Genomic DNA, 17817 nt, shown 5'->3' on the forward strand with positions numbered 1-17817 from the left:
CGTTGCGGTTTTTGCTTCGCGCGGCCGCTGACGACTCCCAGACCTGTCGCTTCGCGAACGCCTCAAAGGGGCGATTCTTCATCCACGAAGACTTGCTTCAAGGAGCGGAGATTTTCTGCGAAGTTGAACACAGGGTGGCGGGTCAGCGTCTTCCTGAAAGGACAAGAACATGAATCAGATGAATCCCGCCTTTGTGATGCCCGACGTGCAAAGCACGCCGGATACCCGCCAGATTCCGATTCAGCGGGTTGGCGTCAAGGCGGTGCGCCATCCGTTGACCGTGCGCACACAAAGCGGTGACGCGCAGCCGACGGTCGGCACGTGGAACCTCGACGTCCATTTGCCCGCCGATCAGAAGGGCACGCACATGTCGCGCTTCGTCGCGTTGCTCGAGGAGAACAAGGCGCCACTCGAACCGGCGACGTTCCGCACGATGCTCGCCGCGATGCTCCAAAAGCTCGAGGCCGAGGCGGGCCGCATCGAGGTGTCGTTTCCTTACTTCGTGAACAAGACCGCGCCGGTGTCGGGTGTGCAAAGCCTGCTCGATTACGAAGTGACGCTGACCGGCGACACGCGCAACGGCGAAACCCGCCTGTTCCTGAAGGTGCTCGTGCCCGTCACAAGCCTCTGCCCGTGCTCGAAGAAGATCTCGCAGTACGGCGCGCACAACCAGCGCTCGCACGTCACGATCAACGCAGAACTGGCAGGCGAGGTCGCGGTGGAAGACCTGATCCGTATCGCCGAAGAAGAAGCGTCGTGCGAACTGTGGGGCTTGCTCAAGCGCCCGGACGAGAAGTTCGTCACTGAGCGCGCGTACGAGAACCCGAAGTTCGTCGAAGACCTCGTGCGCGACGTCGCGCAACGTCTGAACGCGGACGAGCGGATCGTCGCTTATGTGCTCGAGGCCGAGAACTTCGAGTCGATCCACAATCACAGCGCGTATGCGGTGATCGAACGCGCTAAGCGAGTGGTTTAACGCCGACTGATAGCCGGCAATGACTGAATGAAAAGCCGCTTGCTGAAGCGGCTTTTTTGTCGGCATTTACACGGGATGCGTCGGGCGCTACGTGAAAATCTGACTCACGTTCAGCGCGCGAGCGAGCTCAGATCCCAGCGCGGCTTCACGGTAAATGCGTAGTCCTTGCCCGACTGATCCGGCCAGCGCTGAAGCCGCAATGCACCGGCGAGCGCGATCATTGCACCGTTGTCCGTGCACAGCGACAAGTCCGGGTAATGCACATAGAAGTTGCGCTTTTGCGCCGCCGCCGAGAGCGCTTCGCGCAACTGCCGGTTCGCGCCCACGCCGCCCGCCACGACGAGGCGGTTCAGCTTCGCGCGCTTGAGCGCGGCAATCGACTTCGTTGCCAGCACATCGACGGCTGCGTCGACGAAACCGCGCGCCAGGTCCGCTTTCGCCTGCTCGCAGATGTTCGCGCCGCCGAGCTTTTTCGCGTGCGTGAGCACAGCCGTTTTCAGACCGCTGAAACTGAAGTCGAGGTCACCGGAATGCAGCATCGGACGAGGCAGCACGACCGCGCCCGGCGTGCCGAATTCGGCCATGCGCGAGACTTCCGGGCCGCCCGGATAGCCTAGGCCAAGCAACTTGGCGGTTTTGTCGAAGGCTTCGCCGGCGGCGTCGTCGAGCGTCTCGCCAAGGGTTTCGTACACGCCCACGTCGGTCACGCGCATCAACTGTGTATGGCCGCCCGACACCAGCAATGCGACAAACGGAAACGGCGGCGGTTCGTCGACGAGCAGCGGCGACAGCAAATGCCCTTCCAGATGATGAATGCCGATGGTCGGCTTGTCCCACGCCATCGCCAGCGAATTGGCGACGCTCGCGCCCACCAGCAGCGCGCCCGCGAGCCCCGGCCCTTGCGTATAGGCGATCGCGTCGATGTCGCCGCGTGCCGCGCCCGCGCGCTCCATCACCTCTTCGAGCAAGGGCAGCGCACGCCGTATATGGTCGCGCGACGCGAGTTCGGGCACCACGCCGCCATACTCGCGATGCATCGCGATCTGCGAATGCAGCGCATGCGCGAGCAGGCCGCGCTCGGTGTCGTAGAGCGCGAGGCCGGTTTCGTCGCAGGAGCTTTCGATGCCGAGAACGAGCATGTCTGGTGGGGCTGAAACGGACGCTTGAGAGCGTCCGCAACGCAGAGAAGTAAGCCTGAAAGTATAGCAGCGCGGGCAAGCCGCCGCCGGCCCGCAGGTACAATGCGGCCCCATGGAATCCTTCGATATCGCAGTGATCGGCGCGGGCGCGGCCGGCATGATGTGCGCGGCCGTGGCCGGGCAACTGGGCCGGCGTGTCGTGCTGATCGATCACTCGCAGCGTCTCGCGGAAAAAATCCGCATCTCGGGTGGCGGCCGCTGCAACTTCACGAATCTGTACGCGGGCCCGGCCAATTATTTGTCGGCGAATCCGCATTTTTGCCGCTCCGCGCTCGCACGCTACACGCCGCGCGATTTCATGGCGTTGCTCAAGCGCCATCACGTGACGTGGCATGAGAAGCACAAGGGCCAGTTGTTCTGCAACGAGTCGAGCGACGCGGTCATCAACGTGCTCAAAAGCGAGTGCGACGCGGGGCACGTCGCCTGGCGCACGCCGCTGTCCGTCGAACATGTGAGGCAGGACGCCGAGGGCCGCTTCACGCTCGACACGAACGCGGGTCCGATTGCGGCGCGCGCGCTCGTCGTCGCAACGGGCGGGCTGTCGATTCCGAAGATCGGCGCGACGGATTTCGCTTATCGTCTGGCGAAGCAATTCGGCCACAAGCTGATCGACACGCGTCCCGCGCTCGTCCCGCTGACTTTTGCCGCCGCCGACTGGGAGCCGTTTTCGGCGCTGTCGGGCGTGTCGCTGGAAGTGCGGATCGCCACGGGGAACAAGAAGACGGGCGCCGAATTCGAAGAGGATTTGCTGCTCACGCACCGCGGGCTTTCCGGCCCTGGCGTGCTGCAGATTTCGAGCTACTGGCAGCCGGGCGAGCCGATCCACATCGATCTGCTGCCGAATCAGGATGCGGCTGCCGCGTTGCTCGAAGCGAAGACCGGGACCCGTCGCCAGATCGCGAATCTGTTGTCGGAATGGGTGCCGCAGCGGCTCGCCCACGTGTGGCTCGACACCCATCAGATTCCCGCCGAGGCGCGTGTGGCCGATCTGCCGGACAAGGCGCTACGGCGCATCGGCGAGGCGCTGTCGCGCTGGACGCTCACGCCCAACGGCACCGAAGGCTACCGCAAGGCCGAAGTGACGCGCGGCGGCGTCGACACCCGCGACCTTTCGTCGACAACGATGATGAGCGCCCGCGCGCCGGGCCTGTACTTCATCGGCGAGGCGGTGGACGTCACGGGCTGGCTCGGCGGCTACAATTTTCAGTGGGCCTGGGCGTCGGGCGTGGCGGCCGGCCAGGCTGCCGCCGAGTACGCCCGGGGGGCTTGACGGCGCAGTGGCTTTGTGTAAAAGCTCTGCTATACTCCTGAACCTTTACAAAGTTCCGTTATTGAAAAATGACGACCATCCGCGTAAAAGACAACGAGCCGTTTGAAGTCGCCATGCGCCGTTTCAAGCGCACCATGGAGAAAAGCGGGTTGCTGACGGAACTGCGGGCGCGCGAGTTTTACGAAAAGCCTACGGCTGAGCGCAAACGCAAGAAGGCCGCCGCGGTGAAGCGTCATTTCAAGCGTCTGCGCAGCCAGATGCTGCCAAAGAAGTTCTACTGATTCTGGTGTTGCCGCTGTTGCAGTCCAACGGAACAACGACAACGAACCGGTGACGGCGCAACCAGTGCCGTCACGGAAAACACGGTCTCTTCGGACCAGCCAGCAGGGTCGCATCCACTACGCACAATTGCGTCAACCCGCTTGAGGAAGCAGTCCCAAGCGGGCGTTTGTGTTCATGCGCTGCTTGTGCGTGCTTGTGCGTATGTCCGACGCGGCCGGTTCTCAATTTTCAACGCATTCAGGTGAGTGATGAGCCTCAAAGACCGGATCAACGACGATATGAAAACCGCCATGCGGGCACGTGAGACCGAGCGTCTTGGCACGATCCGGCTGCTGCTCGCCGCGATCAAGCAACGCGAAGTCGACGAGCGCGTGACGCTGGACGACGCCGCGGTGACCGCTGTCATCGACAAGATGATCAAGCAGCGCAAGGACTCGATCAGCCAGTTCGAAGGCGCGGGCCGCACGGATCTCGCCGACAAGGAAAAGGCGGAGTTGGCCATTCTTTCGGCATACATGCCCGAGCAGATGTCCGAGGCGGAAATCGTCGCCGAGGTGCAGGCCGCCGTCGCGCAAACCGGTGCCGCCGGTCCGCAGGACATGGGCAAGGTAATGGGCGTGCTCAAGCCGAAGCTCGCGGGCCGTGCCGACATGACGGCGGTGTCGGCGCAGGTCAAAGCCGCGCTCGCGAAGTAAGGCGAAAGCGCGGGCTGTGTGTGGTTCGCGTGCCCGCGGTTGAGCGTGGCGCGCGCCGCATCGGGTGTTTCAGGCAGTCATTCAGGCAGCGTCATCTACCTTGATTCCTCCGTCATTCCTGCAGGATCTGCTCAACCGCGTCGATATCGTCGACGTGGTGGGCCGGTACGTGCAGTTGAAGAAGGGCGGCGCGAACTTCATGGGGCTTTGCCCGTTTCACAACGAGAAAAGCCCGTCGTTCACCGTTAGTCCGACGAAGCAGTTCTATCACTGCTTCGGCTGCGGCGCCCACGGCACCGCGATCGGTTTCCTGATGGAACACGTCGGCGCCTCGTTTCCCGAAGCCGTCAACGAACTTGCGCAATCCGTCGGCCTGACAGTGCCGAACGAGCCTTCGCCCGGCTACGGAGGCGCAGGCGGCTCGGGCGGCGGCTATTCGCCGGCCGCTTCCAAAGCAGTCACCACCGCGCTTTCCGACGTCATGCAGACCGCCTGCGATTACTACCGCAAGCAACTGCGCGGCGCGCCGGTCGCCATCCAATACCTGAAGAAGCGCGGTTTGACCGGCGAGATCGCCGCGCGCTTTGGCCTCGGCTACGCGCCGGACGGCTGGCAGAACCTCGAAGCCGCGTTTCCGAACTATCGCGATGACTCGCTGGTCGAATCGGGTCTCGTGATCGTCAGCGAAAAATCGGACGCGCAGGGTCAGAACCGGCGCTACGACCGCTTTCGCGAGCGGATCATGTTCCCGATACGCAATGTGAAGGGACAGGTGATCGGCTTCGGCGGCCGCGTGCTGGACGGCGGTGAGCCGAAATATTTGAATTCTCCGGAAACGCCGCTATTTAACAAAGGCAGCGAGTTATACGGCCTCTTCGAGGCGCGTCTCGCGATTCGGGAACAGGGCTACGTGCTGGTCGTCGAAGGCTATATGGACGTGGTCGCGCTGGCTCAATTGGGGTTCCAGAACGCGGTCGCCACGCTCGGCACGGCTTGCACGCCGGTCCATGTGCAGAAGCTGATGCGCCAGACCGACACGGTCATTTTCAGTTTCGACGGCGACTCGGCTGGGCGGCGCGCCGCGCGTCGGGCTTTGGACGCCTGCTTGCCGCATGCGGCGGACAACCGGACCATCCGCTTCCTGTTTCTGCCCACGGAGCACGATCCGGACAGCTACGTGCGCGAATTCGGCACCGAGGGGTTCGGCGAGCAGGTCGAGCGTGCGATGCCGCTGTCGCAGTTCATGCTGAACGAGGTACTCGCCGGCAAGGAACTGGATCAGCCCGAAGGCCGGGCGCGCGCGCTGTTCGACGCGAAGCCGCTGTTGCAGGCGCTGCCGGCCAATGCGTTGCGCGCGCAGATCATGCATATGTTCGCCGACCGGCTCGACGTGCCGTTCGACGAGGTGGCCGCGCTCTGCGAGGTCGATTCGCGCATCGCGGCGGCCGCGCGCCTCGCGCCGGCTCGCAAGGACCGGCGCAGCGTCACGGGCATCGAGGAAAAGACACTGCGCAATCTTGTGATGTATCCGCGCACGGTCGCGGTGCTCGACGAGGAGGCCGAACAGGCGCTGCTGACCGTCACGCGGCACGGCGAGCTATTCGAGGAAGTGACGACGCACGCGCGCGCACTCGGCGATTCGGCGGAGTTCCAGTTGCTCTCCGACCTATTGCGAAACGGTGCAAACGCCCCAACTTTCGAGGAAATCTTTCGCAAAATTCTGGACTATGATGAAAATGTCCGGGATTTGTTGCTGAAGGACCCGGAAGATGCGACCGTCATCGAGGAGCGGCGCGAGCAGGAACGGATCGTCGGGGAGGAACTGAAAGCGGCGATTCTGAAGATGCGTTACGACGCTTATTGCGATCGTCTCGAGCAGCTTTCGCGGCAATCCCGGCACACGCCGGAGGAGTTCGCGGAACTCGCGGAGCTTAATCGTAAGCGAGCTGACATGAAGCGCCAGCTCGGCTTGTAGGCGGAGCCGCAGAAGCCTGAGTGGTATAATAAAAGGTTTCCAGCGGTTTGTTTTTCAAGGGTTTTCCTAGCAAAGGCGAAAAGGCGATGCGATGGCAAAGACTACAGGTGGAAAGAGCAAAACAGGCCCACGCTCCACGGAGCAGACCGCAAAGGTCGCCTCGGCCAAGTTGGTTTCTTCTACCCGGAAGGTGTCTGCTGCCAGCGTGACACCGGCTGCCAGGAGAAAATCATCGACCACTTCGCCCGCGCAAGCGGAGCCGGCAGGCAAGGCAAAAGGAGTGGCAACGGCGGTCACGAAGACGGCGCAAGCCGTACCGCCTCCGGCTGCGAGGCGGCCGGGTGTCAGAAGCGCAAGGGAAGCGGCTGTCGCGCAGGACGATGCGGCAGTGCGCGAGACTCCAGTATCCACGGTTCAACCGGCTGTTGTCCACCAGCCGCGAGTCGAGACTACAGCCGGTACGGCGAACTCCATGACGAAAAAGCTGAATGAAGTACCCGTCGATGACGACGCAACCCAAAGCGAAGAAACCCCTGTGGCCGCTCCCGGCAAAGTGGAAAAGGCCAAGGCTCGCGACCGCCGTGCGAAAGAAAAGGCGCTGCTGAAAGACGCGTTTTCGTCGTCGCAGCCCGGCACGGTCGAGGAACTGGAAGAGCGTCGTTCGAAACTGCGCGCGCTGATCAAGCTCGGCAAGGAGCGCGGCTTCCTCACGTACGCTGAAATCAACGATCACCTGCCGGACAACTTCACCGAGACCGAGGCGATCGAAGGCATCATCAGCACGTTTAACGACATGGGCGTGGCTGTCTATGAGCAGGCGCCCGATGCCGAAACGCTGCTGCTGAACGACAACGCTCCGGCCGCTTCGTCGGACGACGAAGTGGAAGAGGAAGCCGAAGTCGCGCTCTCCACCGTCGACTCCGAATTCGGCCGCACGACGGACCCCGTGCGCATGTACATGCGCGAAATGGGCACGGTCGAGCTGCTCACGCGTGAAGGCGAAATCGAGATTGCGAAGCGGATCGAAGACGGCCTGAAGCACATGGTGATGGCCATCTCCGCGTGCCCGACCACGATCGCCGACATTCTGGCCATGGCCGAGCGCGTCGCGAACGAGGAAATCCGTATCGACGAACTGGTCGACGGCCTGATCGACGCCGACGCGGAAGACGCGGACGGCTTCTCGGTGCAGGAAGCGGAAGCCATCGAGAGCGAAGACGAGGAAGAAGAGGAAGAGGACGAAGAGGACGAGGAAGAAGACGACGGCACCGCGCAGGCCACGGCCAACGCAGCGCAAATGGAAGCGCTCAAGCGTGCGTCGCTCGAAAAGTTTGCCCTCATCAGCGAATGGTTCGACAAGATGCGTCGCGCGTTCGAGAAGGAAGGCTACAAGTCCAAGTCCTATCTGAAGGCGCAGGAAACCATCCAGAACGAGCTAATGACGATCCGCTTCACCGCGCGTACCGTCGAGCGTCTGTGCGACACGTTGCGCGCGCAAGTGGATGAAGTGCGTCAGGTCGAGCGTCAGATTCTGCACACCGTCGTCGACAAGTGCGGCATGCCGCGCGCCGAATTTATCGCGCGTTTCCCGGGTAGCGAAACGGATCTCGAATGGGCCGACAAGATCGTCAGCGAAGGGCATCCGTATAGCGCGATCCTCACGCGGAACATTCCGGCCATTCGCGAGCAGCAACAACGTCTGCTGGATTTGCAGGCGCGTGTCGTGTTGCCGCTGAAGGACCTGAAGGAAACCAACCGGCAAATGGCGGCGGGCGAACTGAAGGCGCGTCAGGCCAAGCGCGAAATGACCGAGGCGAATTTGCGTCTCGTGATTTCGATTGCGAAGAAGTACACGAACCGCGGTCTGCAGTTCCTCGACTGATTCAGGAAGGCAACATCGGCCTGATGAAGGCGGTGGACAAGTTCGAATATCGTCGTGGCTACAAGTTCTCCACGTATGCAACGTGGTGGATTCGCCAGGCCATTACGCGTTCGATCGCGGACCAGGCGCGCACCATCCGCATTCCGGTTCACATGATCGAGACGATCAACAAGATGAACCGCATCTCGCGTCAGATCTTGCAGGAAACCGGTCTCGAGCCGGACCCGGCAACGCTGGCCGAGAAGATGGAAATGCCGGAAGACAAGATCCGCAAGATCATGAAGATCGCGAAAGAGCCGATCTCCATGGAAACGCCGATTGGTGACGACGACGATTCGCATCTTGGCGACTTCATCGAAGACACGAACACGGTCGCGCCCGCAGACGCCGCGTTGCACGCGAGCATGCGCGATGTCGTGAAAGACGTGCTCGACTCGTTGACGCCGCGCGAAGCCAAGGTGTTGCGCATGCGCTTCGGTATCGAGATGAGCACCGATCACACGCTCGAGGAAGTCGGCAAGCAGTTCGACGTCACGCGTGAGCGGATTCGTCAGATCGAGGCGAAGGCGCTGCGCAAGCTGCGTCACCCGAGCCGGTCCGACAAACTGAAGTCGTTCCTTGAAGGCAACTGATCGGCGCGATTGTCTGAAGCGTTGTTAGCGGCACATGATGTTGAAGGGGCTTCCCGGTCGTTTCGCAAAAGCGAAGCGGTTGCGGAAGCCCTTTTTCATGTAGTCGGCCAGTCAGAAGGCGGGCCGCACGCGAAGCCCTTCGTTGTTTGCATCCGATACGGTAAAATCCCGAGTTCTCAGGGCCTCTAGCTCATGCTTGGTTAGAGCAGCGGACTTAGCAAAGGCTCACCTAAACCATGCAGCTTGGCATGGTGAGTCGTGAATGGGTTGCCTTGGGGTAAGTTAGCTCTGCCCCCTGGTAGAACTGCTCAAATTCGGGGAAACCTCTGCTGCTCGCAGCGTGGCAATCCCGAGCGAAGCTCTCTTTGAGAGAACGTGTAGAGACTGAACGGGCAGGTCGTAAAGACAAGAGACAGTCCAGACCACAAACCCGAAAGGGGCGGCGAAAGCCGTAGCTGGTTAGCATAATCCGTTGGTGCCGTGTTCGACTCACGGGAGGCCCACCAAACATTTCGAAAGCCACTCATCGCGAGTGGCTTTTTTCTTGGTGCGTGCCTGCGCGTTGCCGTCTACGCATTGAACAGTTCGCTGCGCGCGGCGTCGATGATCATCGCGACAGCCGGATGACTGATGCGGCGCTCGATCGAGATCGCGAAGAATTCCTCGACGATCGTGTTGATCTGGCCGACCGTCGTCAGTTTGTGTTCCGCCTGCAACTGCGCCTCGAGCACGGTCGGCGCGAACAGCAGACCGCGTCCTTCGCGGCCGAACGCGAGGGCCATCGCGCCATCATCGAATTCGCCGACGATCCGCGGTGAAATCGCGCGCGACGCGAGCCAATGATCCAGCTTGCGGCGCACCGCCGACTCCGTGCCGGGCAGCAGCAGCGGCAACTGACCGAGCGACAGCGGGAAGCGTTTGCGAACGCCCTGCAGCAGCGACTCGGCGCCAAAGCAGCTTAACGTCGAACGGCCGAGCCGGTGATTGAACGCCTTGATGTTGACGTCGGCGGGAATGGGCGCATCGGCGATGATCAGATCGAGCCGGTGCACGGCCAGTTGCGCGAGCAATGCATGCAGCTTGCCCTCGTGACAGATCACGCGCAGCGACACCGGCGCGCTCAGCGCGGGTTCCAGCAGCCGGTAGGCGATTGCCTTCGGCACTGAGTCCGCGATGCCGACGCGAAACCGCGATTGCGTGCCGACCTCTTTCTCGCGGCGCACCGCGCTTTCCAGTTCCGAACCCAGCGAAAAGATCTCGTCCGCATAGTCGAGCGCGAGCCGTCCCGCGTCGGTGAGTTCGAGCGTGCGTCCGCTCTTTCTGAACAGCTTCTTATCCAGCGCTTCTTCGAGGAGCTTGATCTGACCGCTCAGCGTTTGCGGCGTGACATGCAGTTGCTCGCCCGCGCGCACGATCCCACCCGCGTGCGCCGCGACCCAGAAGTAATACAGATGCTTGAAGTTCACGCGTTCCTCCGTCGATTCAGCAACGTTACGGTTTTTACGAACGATCAGCAATAAAAATACGAATTTTCCGTCGTCTGGACTTCGGCTAGATTGAAGGCTCGCAGGTCGTACATTGCAAATTGCCGGCAGACCAGCGGCAAACATGGCGACCGAAGAAAATTACCGTCCGTAAGCTAGTCGCGTGTGAAGACGACGCGCGAGGCGGGCGCCCCGGTTCATCAAGAGAGGTTTATATGCATACGCAAGCCATCAATCAGTTCCGCCGTGTCGCCAGTAAGGTGACGCGCGGCACCGCGACGCTCGGTCTCGCGGCCGTGCTGGCGCTCGGCGCGCTGGCGGCCAACGACGCCGAAGCGAAGCGCGTCGGCGGCAGTCAAAGCATCGGACGCCAGTCGCAGATGGCGTCGCCGTCCGCTCCGGCGCAACGAGGCCAGCAGGCTCAGCCGGCGCAGCAGGCCGCGCAGGCGCCGGCCGCGGCGCCCGCGCGCAACCGTTGGCTCGGTCCGCTGGCCGGTCTCGCCGCCGGCTTCGGCATCGCCGCGTTGCTGTCGTCGCTCGGACTGGGCGCGGGGCTCGCGCAAATGCTGTCGAACATGCTGCTGATCGGCCTCGTCGTGATGGCCGGCGTGATGCTGTTCCGCTTTATCGCTAATCGTCGTCGTCCGGATCTGGCTTATGGACAGGGCGCCGCGAGCCGGTCGCAGGGCAACGGTTCGCCGTTCCAGCACCCGAACCAGAACGGCCAGGCGCGGCCCGATACGAATTTTTTCGGCACGCAGCGCGCCGCGACGAATCCGGTTGCTGCAACGGGCGCATTCAGCGCGCCGTCGCAGCCGCTCGGGCTCGATCAGGCTGAACTGGTGACGTCGGCGAAAACCATGTTCATGCGTCTTCAACGTGCATGGGACGCCAACGAGCAGGGCGACCTGTTCGAGCTGACCACGCCTGAGATGTTCGCGCAGCTCAAGCGCGATCTGGAGGGCCGCGGCAGCCAGCCGAGCCGTACGGAGGTGCCGCAACTCGATGCGGAAGTGCTCGGTGTCGAAAGTACGGCAAACGAAACGTTCGTCAGCGTGCGCTTCTACGGCCAGATGCGTGAGGACGATGCACCGACCGCGCAGCCGTTCCAGGAGGTCTGGAATATCGTCCGAAGCGCGCATACCGGAGATACGTGGCGACTCGCGGGCATTCAGCAACTGGATCGTTAAGCGAGCGAAGGAACTACGCCTGACCGGATGCAATCGGTCGGGCGTGTCTGCGAGGGCGTGCATCTTTTGGTGCGCGCCCTCGTCAAAAAGAACAACGTCAATCTATGCGCTACATGCGCGCCTCTCCTAATACACCGTTGTCGGCGGACCGCATCTGCCGCGGCATCGTCGGCAGCGGTCCCCACGGCACAACCTCTTTCCCCCGGCCGTAAAAACATTTTCTGCGTGCGGTTTTCGCCGCCTCAACGACGAGACACGCACCCGGTTACCGGCTAAGTTAACGTCGGCACCGAAAGACGCGCCCCGCGTCGCGCCACGCAGAGGACGAGCGAATGCATACGGACACTTTGAGCTTCACAAAAACCAACGCCGGAGTGGACTGGGCACGCGTGCGCGAGTCATACCCGAAGCAGCATCCGCTGCTTAATCTGAACAACGCCGCCGTGAGTCCGCCGCCGCTGGTTGTCGAGCAGGCGGTCATCGACGCCTATCGCTTCGTCAGCAAAAATCCGGACGTCAATATGTGGACCGGTCTGGATGCGAAGCTGCCGGACATCAAGCGGCAGTTGGCTGCACTAGCCGATTGCGCCGCCGACGAAATCGCGCTCAACCGGAACGCAAGCGAAGGCCTGAGCGTGGCGATTTTCGGCATTCCGTTGTCGGCCGGCGAGCGGGTGCTCGTGTCTCCGTGGGACTACCCGAGCGCACTTGGCGGCTGGCAGCAGCGGCAGACGCGCGAGGGCATTGTTGTCGACACGGCCGCGTTCGATCCGCTTGCAAGCGACGACGAAATCGTCGCCGCGTACTTATCCGCGATGCGTCCCGGCACGCGCGTGCTTCACCTGACGCATATGCTTCACTGGACCGGCAGAGTGCTGCCTGTCGGCCGCTTGTGCGCGCTCGCGCGAGAGCGCGGCATCATCACCGTTGTCGATGCAGCGCAGTCGTTCGCGCAGATGCCGGTGAGCTTCCGCGAACTCGGCTGCGATTTCTTCGTCACGAGTTTGCATAAGTGGCTCGGCGCGCCCGTCGGCAATGGCATGCTGATCGTCAATCGACAGCGCATACGCGAGACCTGGCCGCTGCTCGCTCCGTTCGATGCCGCGCCGGATGCCATCGACAAATTCGATCACTGGAATCTCGGCACCTATAACTCGGCGCTGCAAGCGGGCATCGAACCGGCGATTCGCTTCCATCAGGCGATCGGCGCCGCCAACATTCATGCACGGCTCAGCGCGCTGACCCGTTACTGGGCAGCACGCGCCGCGGACATCGCCGGCTTACGCTTTCACACGCCGCTCGACACGGAAACGCTCGGCGCCGTGAGCCTCTTTTCTATCGAAGGCGTCGACGCCCTGCGCGTCGAGCGTACATTGCGGGAATCGTTCGCGATTCACGTCAAGTACCGTTGCGTCGGCGAGCTGCAAGGCCTGCGCGTGTCGCCGCATATCTACATGAACGAAGCGGACCTCGATATGTTCGTCGATGCCCTCCGCGCGGCCGTCAGGGACGCGCGCGCATAAATCGCCGCCTCGCCTAGCAGCAAACGGACGGGCGCTTTCGCGCCCCGTCGGCCATCGTCACCTTCCCACGCCATCGCCGAAAAGCCACCGCGCTCGACGGTGTATACCCCATTGCCAGCATTTTTTTCGCATGAAACACTGCGTCTATCTGCTGTACCGGACACAATTCCGATATACCAGACGATCAACTTTAACCGCGCGATCACTTCTGTTCCGCCGATAGCGGACATGCCGCGAAGACCATGCTGATCGCCGTTTCTTCCACGCACGAAGCTTCAACACCAGACCGGGATCGAAAATGAGATTTGTCAGGGAAAGCGCACGACTTGCCTCTTTGTTTGCCGTGGCCGCGTTGCTCACGCTCGTGGGCTGTACCAAGGTCGCGCCGCCGGAACAAAGCGCCGGAGCCGATTCGACGCTCAAGCAGGTCTTGCAGCGCGGCACGCTGCGAGTCGGCGATTGCCTGACCTTCGCGCCGTTCGGCTTCTACAACAAGGACGGCCAACCCGACGGCTACGACGTCGACCTCGCGAAAGAACTGGCGAAGCAGATGGGCGTCAAGCTCGAGGTCGTCAACACGACGAGCGCGAACCGCATTCCGAACCTGCAAACGAGCAAGGTCGACGTGGTGTTCTGCAACTTCACGCGCAACCTGGAACGTGCGAAGGAAATCGCCTTCACGAATCCGTATGTGGTGGCGAGCGAGGCGCTGCTGGTCAAGAAAAGCAGCGGCATCAAGTCGATCAACGATATGGCCAATCGCACGATTGCGACAGTCAAGGGTTCGACGAACGGCGACGAAGTGCGCTCGCTGAACATGCAGGTCAAGATCCAGGAATTCGACAGCTCGCAGGCCGCGATTCTCGCGGTGAAGCAGGGGCAGGCAGACGCCATGATCGAGGACAACAACTTTCTGGCCTATCAGGCATCGCTCGATTCGAATCTGACGGTCACGAACGAAGCGCTTGTGCCGCTGGAGTACAACGCGTTCGGCGTGAAGGCGGGCGATCAGGTGTGGCTCAATTACCTGAACCTGTTCCTCTTCAACATCAATGCGTCCAAGCAGAATGCGCAGCTCTACAAGAAGTGGTTCGGAACAGAGCCGCGTTTTCCGCTGAATCCGCAGTACTGAATGCGCGCATGCAAGTTGTTGTTCGACGGACGGAGGAACCATGAGCTATGAATGGATAACCCTCGCGGGTTATTTGAACGATTTCGTTCGCGCGTCGTGGCTGACGCTCCAGGTCACGCTGCTGGCCTTCGTTCTGTCGATGGTGCTCGGCTTGCTGACCGCGCTGGCGAGCGCGTCGCGCGTGCGGCTGCTGAGAGGTATTGCGAGCGTTTATATCGAGGCGATCCGCAATACGCCCGTGCTATTACAGATCTTCATCGTGTTCTTCGGGTTGCCGTCGCTCGGCATCACGCTCAACGCTTATACGGCCGGCGTAATCGCATTGGGTGTGAACGTCGGCGCCTATCTCGCCGAGGTGTTTCGCGCGGGCATCCAGTCGGTGCCGCGCGGACAACTCGAGGCCGCGTCGATTCTCGGGCTCGAACGCTCGCAAATTTTCATGGAGGTTGTGTTGCCGCAGGCGGCGCGCGCGGTTTATCCGGCGATCGTCAACAACCTGATTCAGTTGCTGCTGGGCACGTCGCTTCTGTCGGCAATTGCGCTGCCTGAATTGAGCGGCACGGCGACTGTCATCAATGCTCGCACGCTGCTCTATATCCAGACGTTCACGATCACGCTGATTGCGTATCTGTTCCTTAGCAATGTGCTGTCGTGGGTCGCGGGCCAAATCGGCGTGCGCGTTTTTCATCCGCCGCTCGAAGTGAAGAAACGCACGCGGCGACTCTTTCTTGTCGCACGACAGGCCGATCGCACCTGATCGCTGAAACCGGAGACCGAACATGTCGAGCGAATTGTTAATGACGAGCCTCGCCATCCTTTTTCAGGGATTGCTCGCGACACTGCTGTTGTCCGCGGCGGCGATTGTCGGCGGAACGTTGATCGGCCTGCTCGCAGCCGTGCTGCGTTCGTTCGGGCCGTGGGGCACGCCGACCGTCGCACGGCTCTATACCGAACTGTTTCGCGGCACGCCGGTGCTCATCACGCTGATGTTCATCTACTTCGGCGTGTCCTACTTCGGCTACGCGATCGATGTCTTTGCCGCGGGCGTCGTCGGCTTGAGCGTTTATCAGGGCGCCTACATTGCCGAGGTGTTCCGCTCGGGCATCGAAGCTGTGCCGAAAGGCCAATGGGAAGTCGCGCAGATTCTCGGGCTCAGCAAGACGCAGGCGTTCTTCTCGGTGATCTTGCCGCAGACGGGAAAGATCGTGATGCCGCCGCTCATCGGCCAGTACTTATCGCTCATCAAGGACACGTCGATTGTGAGCATGATCGGCATGTCGGAATTGATGCATGGCGGGCAGGCCATCGTCGACCGGATCGGCAAGCCGGTTGAGATTTATGGACTCGTTGCCGTGCTTTATTTCATCGTGTGCTTTCCACTATCGCAGTGGGTGCGCCACCATGACCGAAGAAGGAGCCTGCTGTCATGACCACAGTCACTACGTCGAAGCCGATTATCAAACTCACGGGCGTCGGCAAATCGTTCGGCGCCACGCAGGTCCTGAAGGAAATCGATCTCGACGTGCGGCCGGGCGAAGTACTCGTGCTGATCGGCGCATCGGGTTCCGGCAAGAGCACGGTGCTGCGCATCATGAGCGGCCTTGAAACAGCCGATGCGGGCGAAGTCTGGGTGAACGACGTGCCGCTTCACGATGCACGTCGCGCGAAGGAAATTCGCGGGCACGTCGGCATGGTGTTCCAGCAGTTCAATCTGTTTCCGCATAAGACCGCGCTCGGCAACGTGACGCTGGCGCTCATCAAGGCGCGCAAGATGAATGCGGCCGACGCGCGCAAGCGCGGCATGGAGGCGCTCGACAGAGTAGGTCTCGCGGACCGCGCCGAACACTATCCGAGCCAGCTCTCCGGCGGCCAGCAACAACGTGTGGCCATTGCAAGAGCGCTGGCCGTCGAACCGGGCATCATGTTCTTCGACGAAGCCACGTCCGCGCTCGACCCGGAACTCGTCGGCGAAGTAACGGAAGTCATGCGCGGACTCGCGCGCGACGGGATGACGATGGTCGTCGTCACACATGAAATGGGTTTCGCGCGCAAAACGGCCGACCGTGTCGTGTTCATGGATAAAGGCGTGATCGCGGAGCAAGGTGCGCCTGAGCAGATCTTCGTCAATCCGCAGAACGAACGCACGCGGCAGTTCCTGCATCGCGTGCTCGACCATTGAGGCGCCGCACGGCGCATCGCCCGCCGCATGCCAGACTCGCGTCACATAACAGATACAGTGCGAACCCTATCGCTGACGGAGTTGAATGAATGTCTGCACCGGAATCAACCAGGGCCAGGGGAGTCGATCGCGTGATCGGCATTCTGAAGCAGTTGCATATTGCGCGACGCCCGATGACGATGCGCGAGCTGATCGAAGCGACGGGCGCGCCGCGCTCGAGCATCTACGAACTGGTGACCATGCTCACGGAAGCGGGCTGGCTCGAGACAACGCCCGACGGAAGCGTGTTCTTCGGCCGCGAGATGCATTACTACGGCGCCGACTATGCGGTTCACAATGACCTGATCAGCCGCGCGCACCAGGCGATTCTCGGACTCGTGCGAACCCACGACGAGACCGCGCAGTTGTGCATGCTCGAAGGCAACAAGTACACGGTAGTGCTGTCGGAGAACAGCTCGCGGCCGTTCAATATCAGTTCCGACATTGGCGTGAAGGTGCCGATTCCGTGGACGGCGTCCGGACGCCTGTTGCTCGCTCATTTGCGTGCCGACGAAATTCGCAGCCTGATTCCAGACGATGACTTCGTGCTCGACAACGGCAGACGCATTGACTTCGACGATTTCGTTCATGACGTGCAGCGCGCCGCCGAACAGGGATATTGCTGCACGGAAGGCTTGTCTCACACTTTCCGGCTCTGCATGGCCGCGCCGATACGCGACCGCACGGGTCTTCCCGTCGCGGCGCTGTGCTTCATGACGAGCCGCGATACCGATCCCGAGAAGCGCGCGACGATGCTTGAAGATCTGATCAGATCGGCGAAGGCCTTGTCGCAACCCTATGGGCGGTTGTAGATCTCAGCGTGGTTCGAAGTGCAACGACATATGCACTTCGTCGTACCGCTTTCCTTCGACAATCATCGAGCCGGACTCGAGTCCGAACTGTTTAAATCCGAGCGATGAATAAAGCCGGATAGCGACATCGTTGCATGCGTTGGCCGTGATGTTGACTTGCGTAATGCCAGGCACGGACTGCGCAAAACGGATCGCCTCGCTGACGAGGACTCTGCTCACACCGCGGCCTCTTTGTTCCGGTGCGACGTAGACGCCCCACACGAACGCCTTGTGGCGCAACTTGGTGTGGTTCTCGCGTCCGAGTCCTGCAATGCCTATTAGCTGCGTGTCGTGGAACGCGCCAAAAACTCCGCGGTCGTCCTGCTTCGTTAACTGCCTTTCGATGTCATCGGATGAACGATGCACTTCTTCTTCATAGCTCGACGCGAACGATGTGGGCGTCTCCTTCAGTCCTGAAAGACGCAGGGCTTGAAAGGACAGCGCGTCGGATGGAACAAGTTGGCGAATGAGCAATTTGGCGATCTCCGTGACGGGCGAAGAAGGTGTA

At 61.6% G+C, this 17817-nt stretch carries 15 protein-coding genes and 1 pseudogene; 13 read left to right on the forward strand and 3 right to left on the reverse strand.

What is annotated here, in order from left to right; translation table 11 throughout:
• Nucleotides 1-169: 169 nt before the first annotated feature.
• Nucleotides 170-976 (forward strand): GTP cyclohydrolase FolE2, encoded by an 807-nt coding sequence (gene folE2 / locus BGRAMDRAFT_RS05365; protein ID WP_006047655.1) that lies wholly within the window; start codon nt 170-172, stop codon nt 974-976.
• Between the two features lie 110 nt (nt 977-1086).
• Here the strand turns inward: folE2 and tsaD are convergent, their stop codons facing one another.
• Entirely contained in the window at nt 1087-2115 is a 1029-nt protein-coding gene (gene tsaD / locus BGRAMDRAFT_RS05370) for a tRNA (adenosine(37)-N6)-threonylcarbamoyltransferase complex transferase subunit TsaD (RefSeq protein ID WP_006047656.1), read from the reverse strand.
• A 112-nt stretch (nt 2116-2227) separates the two neighbouring features.
• Between tsaD and BGRAMDRAFT_RS05375 the strand changes: the two genes are divergently transcribed.
• The 5 genes and pseudogenes from BGRAMDRAFT_RS05375 (at nt 2228) to rpoD (ending at nt 8911) form a co-directional block, all read left to right on the forward strand.
• Nucleotides 2228-3445 carry a BaiN/RdsA family NAD(P)/FAD-dependent oxidoreductase gene (locus BGRAMDRAFT_RS05375; protein WP_006047657.1) on the forward strand — a complete coding sequence of 406 codons (1218 nt, stop codon included), beginning with the start codon at nt 2228-2230 and terminating at the stop codon, nt 3443-3445.
• A gap of 68 nt (nt 3446-3513) precedes the next feature.
• Nucleotides 3514-3726, forward strand: coding sequence for a 30S ribosomal protein S21 (gene rpsU / locus BGRAMDRAFT_RS05380; RefSeq protein WP_006047658.1), 213 nt, complete (start codon nt 3514-3516; stop codon nt 3724-3726).
• Between the two features lie 249 nt (nt 3727-3975).
• Nucleotides 3976-4422: a GatB/YqeY domain-containing protein gene (locus BGRAMDRAFT_RS05385; protein WP_006047659.1), complete on the forward strand. Its 447-nt coding sequence runs from the start codon at nt 3976-3978 to the stop codon at nt 4420-4422.
• 100 nt (nt 4423-4522) lie between these two features.
• Complete coding sequence (dnaG, locus tag BGRAMDRAFT_RS05390) at nt 4523-6397, forward strand: DNA primase (RefSeq protein WP_044020345.1); 1875 nt, start codon at nt 4523-4525, stop codon at nt 6395-6397.
• Nucleotides 6398-6488: 91 nt separating this feature from the next.
• A pseudogene (rpoD, locus tag BGRAMDRAFT_RS05395) lies at nt 6489-8911 on the forward strand (RNA polymerase sigma factor RpoD).
• 569 nt (nt 8912-9480) lie between these two features.
• Here rpoD and nhaR read toward each other — a convergent pair.
• Nucleotides 9481-10377, reverse strand: coding sequence for a transcriptional activator NhaR (nhaR, locus tag BGRAMDRAFT_RS05400; RefSeq protein WP_006047663.1), 897 nt, complete (start codon nt 10375-10377; stop codon nt 9481-9483).
• A gap of 233 nt (nt 10378-10610) precedes the next feature.
• Here nhaR and BGRAMDRAFT_RS05405 point away from each other — a divergent pair, with 233 nt between their 5' ends.
• From BGRAMDRAFT_RS05405 to BGRAMDRAFT_RS05435, 7 genes are all read left to right on the forward strand, one after another.
• On the forward strand, nt 10611-11585 hold the full coding sequence (locus BGRAMDRAFT_RS05405) for a Tim44 domain-containing protein (protein ID WP_006047664.1): 975 nt from the start codon (nt 10611-10613) through the stop codon (nt 11583-11585).
• A 332-nt stretch (nt 11586-11917) separates the two neighbouring features.
• Nucleotides 11918-13108, forward strand: a complete 1191-nt coding sequence (locus tag BGRAMDRAFT_RS05410; protein WP_006047665.1) for an aminotransferase class V-fold PLP-dependent enzyme — start codon at nt 11918-11920, stop codon at nt 13106-13108.
• A 298-nt stretch (nt 13109-13406) separates the two neighbouring features.
• Nucleotides 13407-14240 (forward strand): ABC transporter substrate-binding protein, encoded by an 834-nt coding sequence (locus BGRAMDRAFT_RS05415; protein ID WP_006047666.1) that lies wholly within the window; start codon nt 13407-13409, stop codon nt 14238-14240.
• A 40-nt stretch (nt 14241-14280) separates the two neighbouring features.
• The gene (locus BGRAMDRAFT_RS05420) at nt 14281-14997 is read left to right on the forward strand and encodes an amino acid ABC transporter permease (protein ID WP_006047667.1); all 717 of its coding nucleotides are present in this window, start codon (nt 14281-14283) and stop codon (nt 14995-14997) included.
• 22 nt (nt 14998-15019) lie between these two features.
• Nucleotides 15020-15670, forward strand: coding sequence for an amino acid ABC transporter permease (locus BGRAMDRAFT_RS05425; RefSeq protein WP_006047668.1), 651 nt, complete (start codon nt 15020-15022; stop codon nt 15668-15670).
• Nucleotides 15667-16419, forward strand: a complete 753-nt coding sequence (locus tag BGRAMDRAFT_RS05430) for an amino acid ABC transporter ATP-binding protein (RefSeq protein ID WP_006047669.1) — start codon at nt 15667-15669, stop codon at nt 16417-16419. Before BGRAMDRAFT_RS05425 ends, BGRAMDRAFT_RS05430 begins: the two co-directional genes overlap by 4 nt.
• A gap of 89 nt (nt 16420-16508) precedes the next feature.
• Complete coding sequence (locus BGRAMDRAFT_RS05435) at nt 16509-17270, forward strand: IclR family transcriptional regulator (RefSeq protein WP_006047670.1); 762 nt, start codon at nt 16509-16511, stop codon at nt 17268-17270.
• Nucleotides 17271-17273: 3 nt separating this feature from the next.
• On the opposite strand, the gene BGRAMDRAFT_RS05440 is transcribed toward BGRAMDRAFT_RS05435, so the two are convergent.
• Nucleotides 17274-17783, reverse strand: a complete 510-nt coding sequence (locus BGRAMDRAFT_RS05440; protein WP_006047671.1) for a GNAT family N-acetyltransferase — start codon at nt 17781-17783, stop codon at nt 17274-17276.
• Nucleotides 17784-17817 lie beyond the last annotated feature (34 nt).

Source organism: Paraburkholderia graminis C4D1M, assembly GCF_000172415.1.
Classification (GTDB): domain Bacteria; phylum Pseudomonadota; class Gammaproteobacteria; order Burkholderiales; family Burkholderiaceae; genus Paraburkholderia; species Paraburkholderia graminis.